Raw genomic sequence first — 12,010 nt, 5'->3', positions numbered from 1 at the left:
CTAGTAGCTTTTTACTTTTGCTAACGTGGCCTCGTCACGCCAAACGCACCCCTCTACTTCGAGGATTAGATCTGCTCCGTAGGCAGTTGCGGGCGTTTGAAATCCTGGCTTAAAATTTCCGGCGAGAATTTTCTCCGCGATCAGCACACTTGTGATTGCTGTGAGGGTATAACCATTCGGAACTTCAATGCGTGTAATCACACTTTGACCGTTGTTATTCCAGGCTTTTCCCCACAAGAGCGCTGTCCCTTTTAAACGTCTCTCTTCCGTTGGGCCATCAGGCTTCTGATCGAGCTTTTTAAGTAAATAGTTCTTAACGCTTCGATGCCGCAGTATCCAATTAAAATATTTGCTCAGCTTAGCATTTCTAATCAACGAACGTTTCGCACCGATGTAGACTTCGATGTTGGGGATTTTTGTGCTACACCATGCAGTTGCAATGTCGCCCCAAGGGATATTTAATGCATGCGACGATATCCTGCCAAAGTCAATATGCATTGTCTTGGCGCCTAGCGGGACCGTTGTGAGAATTCCGCCGGTTCGAATCACACTACCTCTTCCAAGACCTTCGATCATGGTTTTGTTTGTCCCCCGCGATAGACCACCACCAGCAGAATTTAGAAAGGCGAGTTGAAGATGAGTCGCATCTGGAAGTCGCTTCTTTAAATGCAGCGCAAGACAGTCGGAAGGAACAACATCGAAGCCGACACCGGGTAAAATTGTTAGAATCGAACGACGTGCATCGTCATCATATCGCTGTAGTTCTTCGAAGACTTGGTATTCGCCTGTAATGTCGGTGTAATGAGTTCCCGTACGAAGACATGCATGAACCATCTTCGACGCTGTGAATTGAAATGGGCCACCACAGTGAATGACGACACTCACCTTCTGAAGTAATTGCTCAAGCGCTTGTTTGTTGTCGATCTCAACGGCCTCGAAGGGAAATCCGGTATCGGCGCTTTGTTGGGCCAATGCTTCTCTATTTCTGCCCGCGAGAATAACTTGAAGATCTTTTTGACGACACTGTTTTACAATGAGTCTCCCCGTGTAGCCATAAGAACCATAGACGAGAATAGTGTTTTTTGGATCTGACATAACGTGTTGATCCAATGAAGATAGTATTTTTTTTCTAGCTACGAAGTTTAGCGTGCGTGAGCGTATGATTCGATTCTGTAAAACAAAAAAAAACGGCACCCGAGAGCGCCGTTTTTTTTTATTTGAATGAAGTTATTATCCGAGGAAAGACTTCAATGTTTTGCTTCTTGAGCTATGACGCAATCTGCGGGTTGCTTTCTCTTTGATCTGGCGTACACGTTCACGCGTGAGACGGAATTTTTCACCGATCTCTTCTAGCGTCATTGCCTGCTCACCGTTCAAGCCGAAGTACAAAGCGATAACGTCAGCTTCACGTTGCGTGAGTGTAGCAAGCGCGCGCTGGACCTCGCGACGAAGTGAATCCATAATCAACCCTGAATCAGGTGTTTCTTCGCTTTCGTCAGAAAGTACGTCCAAAAGGTTGTTCTCCTCTCCGTTCGCAAACGGTGCATCCATCGATACATGGCGGCCCGAAATTTTCATTGTGTCTGCAACTTCTTCAGCAGAAATCTCAAGTACTTCTGCAAGTTCTTCTTGCGAAGGTTCGCGTTGAAACTTTTGCTCGAGGTCAGAAAAAGTCTTAGAAATTTTATTGAGAGAACCTACCCTGTTCAAAGGAAGGCGGACGATACGTGACTGTTCAGCAAGCGCTTGCATGATCGACTGACGAATCCACCATACGGCGTACGAGATGAATTTAAATCCGCGGGTCTCATCGAAACGTTGTGCCGCCTTAATCAAACCAAGATTTCCTTCGTTGATAAGATCACCAAGTGTCAAGCCATTGTTCTGGTACTGCTTTGCAACAGACACCACAAATCGCAAGTTAGCCTTCGTAAGTTTCTCTAGCGCCAACTGATCACCCTCTCTAATTCTCTTCGCCAATTCAACTTCCATATCGGAAGTGATCAAATCCACCTTACCAATCTCTTGTAAATACTTGTCGAGTGACTGGCTCTCGCGGTTGGTGATTTGCTTACTGATCTTTAACTGTCTCATGCGTATAAAAAGCTTTTAAACTTGTTTGAGTTTAACCGGTAATGAAAATACGAAAATAATAGGATGATTGTCCTTACCGGCGTTGACCGGATAACTAACATCAAGAGAGGAAATAATGTTTCTCAGGACTTCTATGATCGTAAAATTTTTCAAAGATAGGGATTTTAAAATTGGTTTTCATCAGAAAATGTCGCCACAAACGCAAATTTGACGTATTTTTTGACGCCTCTCCGACTCGTTACCATTTCACGAGTCTCGCTCCAGTAGCTTTATCGATCATTTCAATATTAAGTCGATTACATTGATTTTGAACTCTTTATAGTTATACGGAGCAAATATCGTTTAAGTTTTCTTAAATTAGTTCTTAAAAGTAGAAACATATTGTCTTCATTTGTAGTTTAATGAACTTAAACTCATACACCGGATGAAAGGATACCTCGGAGAATTTGAAGAACTCGTTTTACTTACGGTGGCCAGTCTTGGTGAAGACGCCTATGGTGTTTCCATCAAGGGAGACATCGAACAACGGGCCGACCGGAGTATTAGTATCGGCGCACTCCATTCCACGATTTCAAGGTTAGAGGAAAAGGGCTATCTGAAATCGTGGTTGGGCGATCCTACACAAGAACGCGGCGGACGGAGGAAGCGTTTTTTTGAGGTAACGCACGACGGCAAAGTAGCGCTGCACGAAGTAAAAACACTTCGGGACGAACTATGGAATATATCGAAGGCTAACCTCGATCTCGCGAAATGAAATCAGCCTCGCACCCACCGCCCCTGGTTGAGAAGGTCTTTCTCTGGTATTGTGAACGCGCGATGATCGAAGACCTTCATGGTGATCTTGATGAAATCTTTTACGATAATTTAAAACGCATGAGCTTGGCACGTGCGAAATGGCATTACTGCCGTGATGCCGTATCGCTTATGCTTTCTTATAGCGTTAAAAAAAGGAAGTCAAACGCTGCCTACCATCCTTATTCACAAAACAACTCTATGGCTATGCTTCAGAACTACTTCAAAATCGCGGTGCGTACCCTTTCCAAACAAAAATTTTTCACGAGCATCAACGTACTCGGACTGTCCATTGGAATGTCAATCTGCCTACTGTTGGTGGCCATGCTTTCTTATATATTCCGCTACGATAATTTTCACAAAAATGGCGGCAGTATCTATCGTGTAATTTCGAGCACTGATGATTCGCAGCGTAATTTGGAACATGCATCCTCTCCGGCGCCTATCGGAGATCTGCTGAAGCATGATCTGGCCGGTATTGGTGAAGTGGTCAGAATTAATAAAACATTTGCTGGAGATGCCACTGTTGACAATAAGACAATTCCCCTATCAGGATACTTTGCAGATCCCTCCTTTCTCCAAGTGTTTACTTTTCCATTGTTAAAGGGTAATGCGCAGAGTTGCTTGTCGGAAATGAACAGCGTTATACTGACGGAGTCGGCGGCGATAAAAATGTTTGGCGATAAAGATCCCATTGGCGAAAGTATAACTATAGGCGAGTTCGGGCAATTTGAAGTGACCGCTATTCTGAAGGATCATCCGAAGAATTCCCATCTGTATTTTGAAATGGTAGCGCCTTATGAGTCGTTGCTTGCATATCAGCGTGTTCATCCGCCTTCGGAGATTTGGAAAGAGTTTAGAAACAACTACAATTACTTTATATGCGAAGATGAAACACGCTTGGAAAATATCAACGGATATCTATCGTCGTTGGCAAACAAACATTATAAAGATCGCAAAACTTTTACGGCCTCGTTTCAAGTGCAAGCACTCCATAACATTGTACCTGGCAATGATCTGGTAAATAGCATTGGACCGGAGTGGGATTATTCGTCATTTGCAATATTTGGGATCTTAACATTAATGATTCTTTTGCCAGCATGCTTTAACTACGCTAGCATTTCGATGTCTCGCGCGTTGAAACGTTCAAAGGAAATCGGGCTTCGAAAAGTCGTCGGGGGAATGCGAGGTCAGATTTTTATGCAGTTTATTGTAGAAACGGTGGTCGTAAGTCTGTTGTCGTTAGGTGGTGCGTTTTTAATTTTTGTGTTGATCAAAGGTGAATTCATTTCCATGCTTGCCAACGCCGATGGTATTAGCCTTGAACCCGATTTCATCACTGGACTATGCTTTGTTGTGTTTGCCATTGTAGTCGGATTTGCGGCTGGAATTGTGCCAGCAGTTTATTTTTCGAAGATAAATCCAGTCAATGCTTTCAAGAGCAACTTACCTTTTAAAGCGCTCTCTGGTACGCGGCTGCGGAAAATTCTGATTGTTTCCCAGTTCGCCATTTCTCTCGGTTTTATTATGTCCGTTGTAATTGTTTTGAATCAATATCGCGCTTCGCTAAATCATAATTTTGGATTCAACCAATCGAATATTATCGATGTTGAACTTAAAGATGTTGACCCTCAGATATTCAAGAATGAATTTTCCCGATTATCATCGATCGAGTCCGTGTCAATGTCATCGGGGATTTTGGGAACGGCTGCAACTGCGAATGAATGGGTGCGCAGAGATGCATCCGACTCCGTTGAAGTTTCTTCTATGTCGGTGGATCAGTATTTTATTCAGAACATGGAACTATCACTCTTGGCGGGGAAAACTTTTGCAGATGCTGAATCTGTCCAAGAACAAAATGTTATCGTGAATGAAGAATTTTTGAAAACATTTCGTATCGCAGACCCGTCTGCGGCGCCTGGAGTGACTTTTACAGGTGTTGACGGTAAGGAGAAGAAAATCATCGGTGTCTTGAAGAATTTCCATTACGCTAGTCTGCGAGAATCGATAGGTAGTTTCTATTTTCAGTATGATCCTACTCTTTTTCAGTACGCGAATCTGAAAGTTAGTAGCACTGATATTACCGCGTCGTTCGATGAAATGCAGGCGATTTGGAATACGTTCAAGACAGAGGAAAAATTTATGGCGCGTTTCTTCGATGATGAACTTGCGGATGCATACAGTTTCTATTTCTCCATGATCAAAATATGCGGGTTCTTAGGCCTGTTGGCAATCTCCATTTCTTGTCTCGGACTCCTTGGAATGGTCGTGTATACTGTTGAGACGCGCACGAAAGAAGTCGGCGTGCGCAAAGTAATGGGTGCTACCGATGGCGAAGTATTATACCTTTTATCGAAAGGTTTTATGAAATTAATGTTAGTAGCATCGATAATAGCCATACCCATTACGTACCTTATATTCGATAAGGTGTTACTTGGGTTGCAAACGGCCTATCCAATTCGTGTCGGTATTGTCGAGATTGTTATAAGTTTAATCGTGATGGTCGTGCTCGGTGGGGTTACAGTGCTATCGCAAACAATTCGCGCTGCACGGAGTAAACCGGTGGACACCTTGCGGTATGAGTAGGAATCCCGGGTGTGACAATCAGTAACGCAAGATGAACTCAGTCAAATTGATGGAAGGATTCAGGTTCATTTTCTTTCTGATTCTATAGCGACTTGCTTCTACACCACGAACGGAAAGATTCAGCAATGGCGCAATCTCTTTACTGGAGAGATTTAGCTTGAGGTAGGAAATTAATTTGATGTCATTGTGTGTGAGCTCCGGAAATTCTTTTCGGAGCCGCACCAGAAAATTCTGATGAATTTGATTGAAGTGTAGCTCAAATTGCTCCCAGTTGTTTTCCAAGCTTATTTCATTTGCAATTGAGCGCAGCACTTTACGCATGTGCGACTTTGCATCATTATCCTGGACAGCTTCGATCGCTGCGAGTAGCGCTGTCTTTATTTTTTGAATAGTCTCAACGTTGTGCACAATGTGCATCGCTGACGATGCTAACTCTTTATTTTTATGTTGAAGTTCGTTTTCTAGTTTTTCGTTATTGAGCTTGATGATTTCTTTTTCCGCTTTCAATACCTCTTCTTGATGTTGAATTTCTTTTAGACGCATTGTCTTTTGCTGTTGCACTTTTGTGAAACGGCTAACAAAATAAAGTAGCAGTAATATTAAAAAGATATATAGGCCATAAGCGACATACGATCGATACCAAGGAGGCAACACGGTGAATTTAAATGTTGAGATAGAACCTTCGCGGTTGTAAATGTCTTTACTTTTTACATAGAACGTGTAGTCGCCCTCTTTTAAGTTGGTGTATTCCTTACTGGTCAATCGCGTCCAGGCGGACCAATTGGTTTCGTAGCCATCAAGTTTAAATTGATACTGAACGCGTGATGCATCTTCGTATGAGGTAGCGGAAAACGTAAATCGTAAGGCGTTTAGGTCATAGGGTAATACAGGGTGCAGACTGTCGGGTTGTTGATGTCCTATCATCATCGTGAAAGCTGAATAGCTGCCACCGGATAATAAAGAATCTTGCTCTCCCGTTATTTCTACTTTTCGCAATACTGTGGAGAAGGTGTGATCATTGTTAAAGTTGTGTGATGGATCAAAGTGTACAAAGCCGTCGTCGGTACCAATGATAACGTTGTGATCATCGTACGAGGCAATGTGTTCAAATCCGCCAACCAAACGCCTTTGAAGTTTGTTAAATATCGTTTTTGTGATTTCGTAATTTGTACCGCCATTCCGTTTCTTGAGTACGCCCATCTCGTCCGCACTGGAGAACCAGATATTCCCTTCGCCATCTTCTACGAGTTTACGCGTGTGATTCGTTTTTGTCAACAAATTGTTGTATTGCTCATGCGGCTCGAATACATTCTTTTCTTTGTTATATCTAAAAACACCGCGTTCTCCCGGAAAAACAAGTTCATTGTTTACTTTAAAAACATTTATAAAAACATCGGATGGAAAGCCACTCTTAGAGTTGTAGAATTCCGTGCTCTCCGCTTCTCGCAGATCTTCAGAAAGTTTGATTTTATATAGGCCGATGTAACCATGCGCTATCCAAATATTTCCTTCGTCATCAAGTTCCATTACACGAGCCGATTGCTCAAATCCTTTCACTTTCCATTGAAATACCGGCGTTCCATTTTCAAGTTTGTACAGATCTAGACCGGTATAGGTTCCGCATAACAAATATGTTGGGTGCCCCGGTACGGGCAGGAACAACCAGGCTCCAGTTTGTGAGGAGAGTTTTTTTACATTGTTGTTGTTGACAATGAATGGCCCCAGATTGTGCGTTAGCAGTAACATCGATTGGATGTGCTGTAAATTATACGTCTGCCCTTGGGAACCTTCAACGATTTGGAAAGGTGATTCTCTTAATGGATCTTTTCTGGAACCCCATGTTTTTACATAGAGGCCCTCACTCGTGCCGAGGTAAAGTTTGTCATTTTGTAGAAGAGAAGTGAAGCCCGATCCGGAGATGCCGCTTTTGGAGTTGAATATGGTAAAGGGCGAATTGATCTCAACATAATCAATCCCATCACGAAGCGCCAACCATAAGTTGCCATTGTTGTCGGGATAGATGTATTCGATACCATCATTTTGTAATCCTTTCTTTTTGTTGAGGTGCATCACCGGCCTGCCTTCTTTGTCTAAAATGAGTAGCCCATTGTGCGATGAACCCAACACGTATCCTTTAGAAATGGCCGCTGCGCAAGAGATTTTATTGCCGCGTAAGAAATCTTGAGAGAGTGGCGTCCACAACTGAAAGTGACTATAGCCATCGTAACTAAAGATGCCATGTTCTTGCGTTACACAAAGAATTGTATTTCCTGGGCCCGGGAGCATTCCTGTGATGAGATGCGCGGCGATTTGTTGGCTATTGGGAATGAATACGAGTTCTTGATTTTTTAATTCAAAAATCCCCTCGCCGCCGAAACATGCAAATAGCCTTTGACTGATATAGAAGAAAGATACCAACCCAACTCTATCAGAAGTCTTGTAAAATTTAATCGTATCATTCTGTAAGTAGTATATGCCGGCAGAAGTGCAGAAAGCAATGCCGATGTCGGTAACACAAATTTTCCAAACGTCAGCGAAGGTTTGATGCTCCGGTTGAATTTTTGACTTGAGCGAGATAAAAACCATCTCCCCTTTTGCATTGGGTTTAAGATACCCGAAATCAGCTTGCCCCCCGACGTATACAACACCTTTGCTGTCCACGGCGAGCGATCTTACAACGGTACGGTTAGGCAAAGGATTAACACGCCAATTATTTCCATCAAATTCCATAAGATGGTAGTTGTTCGCTGCGTAGATAATGCCGCGCGCGTCTTGAACGATTCCCCAGTTAAACGGCGATGAGTTGTAATCTTGGCGTGTATAGTTTGTAATGTAAGGAATGCCTTCGAAACGAATTTGCGCACCAGCGTGGACGGCCAGGGAAATAAGAAATGTGATTATGGTGTGTCGAATCAAGAAGGTACTCATGGTTGGGTTTCTCTCGCGAGACGAACCTCCAAGATACTATTTTGTAAAGTAGTAAAAAAATGAAGGGGATGTTTGTGCATCCCCTCCAATGTTAGTTCCGGATCGTTATTCTTTTATGATTTTCCTACGAATCAATCTATTGTTTACGGTTACATCAATGATGTAAATGCCGCGTGTGAGTAACCCAGCTTCGATGTAATCGTCGGTAATTTTTCCTTTCATCGCGAGTGTGCCTGCTGTGTTCCGAATAATAAATTCTGTGCCTTTATCAGCGCCGATAACGAAGAGTTTGTCTTTCACGGGCAAAGGATACATGGCCAGTTGCTCTCCAGCATTATCCTCCTGTGTTGCTAATCGTGCACCTGTGTTGCCGTAAACTTCAAGTTCAAAAATCGAGATACCATACACTGTATTACGCGCAGTCGAGTAAATTCTTAAGTATCGGCCAGCCCCCGATAATCCAGTGTGATCATTTACGAGTGTAGTGTTTCCGGTCACATTTTTTAACACCGTTGGCCAAGACGATGTACTGGTTGAAAGTTGCACCTGGTAATCTTTTGATGATGCTGTTTCCCATGTAATCTTTACCCGACTGATGCTGTATGTAGCACCAAGGTCTACGTATATCCACTGCGGATCACTGAACGCACTACTCCAACGCGTGGCGGGGTCACCGTCAACGGCAGCCGATCCGGGCATACCAGCATTTTCCGTCGACAACACAGTTGTTGGTTTATTAAGCGCCAGGTTTACTACTGGTGCGGACGTTCCGAAGTGTAGCCAATTTAAATTCCAGCCTCCTGTAACCACATGCACTCGCAACGTTTGATTGCCAGCGGGCAAATTCACGGCGGTATTTACGGTTGTCCATGTTTGCCAACCACCTGTTGCTGGAATATTTGCTGTTGCCAATACGGTCGCGCCTGCACGCAATTGAACTTGTCCACCTGTTGCTGGTGCAGCTACGCGAAAACCAACGGTATAGCTACCCGCGGATGTTGCGTTCACGTTGAAGTCCATCCAATCACCCGCATCGATCCATCCAACATTTTGCCCACCACCAGCGTCAGTAGTAGCTTCCGTTTGAACGCCATTCATCGCGGCATAACTTTCCGCTTGCAATGTTGCTGGAATGGCTGTATAAGGATTAGGCGGTGTGCCTCCTAACGAACTATACAATGTGTTCGCCGGCACTTGGAAAGAAGTGACTTGCGCTCCGTTGTTATAGACAATACATGTTTGTGCCGACGATGATGGGTTATACACGACATAATTTGTTTGTCCTGTTGCAGCATTAAAGTAAGCAGCACTTGTTGGTATCGACATATGATATGTTGTTTGATACTCCCCTAAATTTTGCAGCGCATGTGCATAGTAGTACGTCGTACCACCTTCATAAGGATATAAAACAACATCTCGCTCTTCCTGATCTGTCGAATTCCAATATTGATTCAACTTTCCTGTCACGTATTGTGGATCAAACATCATGCGATAACCGAGGAGCACGTTTGCCCAATCATGTCCGATCTCCGCTTCTGTCACAACGCCACCATCTGTTCTCGCGGTATTTCCCTGTGCAGTGTTGAAAGAAAGTAGTTCAGCCATGAGGCGATCGTAGTATGCGTTGGCCTGTGATTTGGTAAATCCCTGATTGAAATAATGAAAGCCTGGACTCGTGGGCAGCATTTGAATACCGTGAATCCACTGCGGATCGATTCCAAAATATGTTCCATACACATAACCTCCAGGCCACAGAATACCGACGACATCGCGTGCACTGTTGTAAGATGCTGGCCAAACATCATTGTTCACATTGAACCAATATTCAAGTGTCGCTTTGGATTCATACATGTAGCCGAATGCCCCTGCATCTCGCATGCCATTATTCCCCAGCTGTGCTCCCAAGAAAAACAGCGCGTGCCACGATTGCATCGCCTCTGAGGTTGACTCTTGATTGTTTCCCGTTGGCGAGGATACACCGCCGGCGTATGAGTGCCCCATCCACGGATCAAATGTTCTCATGAATGGAAAATTTCCATCGGCCCTGTCCCAGTTAGCATATTGTTTTGCAATCATTGTTAAGATCGCAGAATATTGGTTGACGAACGCTGGATCTGCCATGCCGACCAATGCTGCGGCTTGGATGAAGTATCCATAGTGAAAATGATTATCGGTGAATACGCCAGAGTAATAACTTTCGTTGAAGCCGATGAGCGCTTTCCATTTAGGGTACCACGCAAAATAGCGTTCCGTTTCTCCTGGCGTGTATGTGAACCAATTTGTTAATGAATTTTTTAAGATAGTAAGTAGCGTTGTGTACTGCGGATGATTAGTCTCTTTGGCCATCAACATGTATTTCGCGAGCCGTACCAAATCTTTTCCGCCCCAGTAAGTGTCTGCAGCGCCATAGGGCGTGGTCTTTTGAATTTCCGTTGTGTAGTTTGAAATCAACGTCGCCATGCGCGTCGCATTATAAGGCGTCGTCTCACCGGCGATTGTCTGTGGTGCTTTGTAATGTGGCAGTATCCCGTTGAATTTATACGTGAATGAGAAGTTATTTCCTGTAGCCATTCGCAAAAGACCACGTGACTGACTAAATGTAATTCCATTGTAGGCAACATTCGATGATGTGGCGGTTCTGTATTGATGCGGAAGGAATCCTTGGATGACATTCGTTTGTGCTGCGCCGCGCAAGTTTGTTGTTGTTAACGACCACGTTGTTGTCATTGATCCTGCAGCGGTGTTGTAGTTGTAGCTTACTGTTGTGTTTGTTGGCTTAACGTATGCATATTGATGTACCGTTGCTGCTGCGGCTGCGTTGGGTAATGCAGAGAAGACGAGGTAATTCTGACCCGAAGCGAAATTAACGGTTAGTAAGTTTCCGGTTGGGCCACCTTGTGTGACTGTGCTGCCCGGTGGTAAATGCACGCCATAGAACGTGTCCCAATAGCGAATGACAAAATATTCACCCGTGAAAGGAAATGCAACGGGCGTACCCGACGAGTTTAAATAAGCGGCACCGTGATAGCATTCGATCTGTGGCGTGAACCCAATCGCATTTGTGTACAGAAACGGGATACCATGCGCCAATGTAAAGTTGATGTACTTGTTGTTGATGTCTTGAAATAGTCTCGCATCTACGGACCAATCGGACCAGTTCGTTACAACAGATTTAGTGGCGGCAAATCCCGAACCTTTTAGTACAACTGGATAATCTACACCGAGATTTGTTCCTTCCGGATTCCATTTGAAGGGATTGAAGATGTTCAGCCCATCGGGAGTTGGATCTACAACAAGTGGCATCGCCCATAGTTGTCCTCCTATTTGATCACCTTCGTCATAGATTAAATTCGTCCACCAATCGTTAGTCGGGATCGCTCGTGTATCGCCAGGCATCACATCGATCTCCGCATTTTGAGCGATGTTCGTAAACACACCATCCATTTCGTGCGTTGGCGGATATGATGCATAACTGCCTGCGCCGACGGGCACGACAGATTGCGCGAGGGAACTAGCAGATCCCAATAGCAGTGGGATCAGGAGATAAAGAATTGATCTTTTCATATTTGTTTGGTTTGATTGTAAGAGTCATGAAGTCAATCATAAAAGC

6 protein-coding genes are annotated in these 12,010 nt (G+C 44.0%); 2 read left to right on the top strand and 4 right to left on the bottom strand.

What is annotated here, in order from left to right; translation table 11 throughout:
* Positions 1-1,095: a saccharopine dehydrogenase family protein gene (locus tag DQQ10_RS14895; protein WP_112747683.1), complete on the bottom strand. Its 1,095-nt coding sequence runs from the start codon at positions 1,093-1,095 to the stop codon at positions 1-3.
* A 135-nt stretch (positions 1,096-1,230) separates the two neighbouring features.
* Complete coding sequence (locus DQQ10_RS14890) at positions 1,231-2,094, bottom strand: sigma-70 family RNA polymerase sigma factor (protein ID WP_112747682.1); 864 nt, start codon at positions 2,092-2,094, stop codon at positions 1,231-1,233.
* A gap of 424 nt (positions 2,095-2,518) precedes the next feature.
* Here DQQ10_RS14890 and DQQ10_RS14885 point away from each other — a divergent pair, with 424 nt between their 5' ends.
* Positions 2,519-2,848, top strand: coding sequence for a PadR family transcriptional regulator (locus DQQ10_RS14885; protein ID WP_112747681.1), 330 nt, complete (start codon positions 2,519-2,521; stop codon positions 2,846-2,848).
* On the top strand, positions 2,845-5,472 hold the full coding sequence (locus DQQ10_RS14880) for an ABC transporter permease (RefSeq protein ID WP_112747680.1): 2,628 nt from the start codon (positions 2,845-2,847) through the stop codon (positions 5,470-5,472). The genes DQQ10_RS14885 and DQQ10_RS14880 overlap by 4 nt, the downstream gene beginning before the upstream one ends.
* 18 nt (positions 5,473-5,490) lie before the next feature.
* Here DQQ10_RS14880 and DQQ10_RS14875 read toward each other — a convergent pair whose 3' ends face one another.
* On the bottom strand, positions 5,491-8,400 hold the full coding sequence (locus DQQ10_RS14875) for a ligand-binding sensor domain-containing protein (protein ID WP_112747679.1): 2,910 nt from the start codon (positions 8,398-8,400) through the stop codon (positions 5,491-5,493).
* Between the two features lie 105 nt (positions 8,401-8,505).
* Positions 8,506-11,964, bottom strand: a complete 3,459-nt coding sequence (locus DQQ10_RS14870) for a glycosyl hydrolase (protein WP_112747678.1) — start codon at positions 11,962-11,964, stop codon at positions 8,506-8,508.
* Between the last annotated feature and the right edge of the window lie 46 nt (positions 11,965-12,010).

Origin of the sequence: Pseudochryseolinea flava, from assembly GCF_003286915.1 — a bacterium.
GTDB lineage: Bacteria > Bacteroidota > Bacteroidia > Cytophagales > Cyclobacteriaceae > Ohtaekwangia > Ohtaekwangia flava.
The sequence above is the reverse complement of the archived record's forward strand: the minus strand, read 5'-3'. Positions and strand labels throughout refer to the sequence as shown.

Bases quoted from the DNA above. Each gene is read 5' to 3' on its own strand.
- DQQ10_RS14875 (WP_112747679.1), bottom strand. From the start codon at position 8,400: ATGAGTACCTTCTTGATTCGACACACCATAATCACATTTCTTATTTCC.
- DQQ10_RS14890 (WP_112747682.1), bottom strand. From the start codon at position 2,094: ATGAGACAGTTAAAGATCAGTAAGCAAATCACCAACCGCGAGAGCCAG.
- DQQ10_RS14870 (WP_112747678.1), bottom strand. From the start codon at position 11,964: ATGAAAAGATCAATTCTTTATCTCCTGATCCCACTGCTATTGGGATCT.
- DQQ10_RS14895 (WP_112747683.1), bottom strand. From the start codon at position 1,095: ATGTCAGATCCAAAAAACACTATTCTCGTCTATGGTTCTTATGGCTAC.
- DQQ10_RS14880 (WP_112747680.1), top strand. From the start codon at position 2,845: ATGAAATCAGCCTCGCACCCACCGCCCCTGGTTGAGAAGGTCTTTCTC.
- DQQ10_RS14885 (WP_112747681.1), top strand. From the start codon at position 2,519: ATGAAAGGATACCTCGGAGAATTTGAAGAACTCGTTTTACTTACGGTG.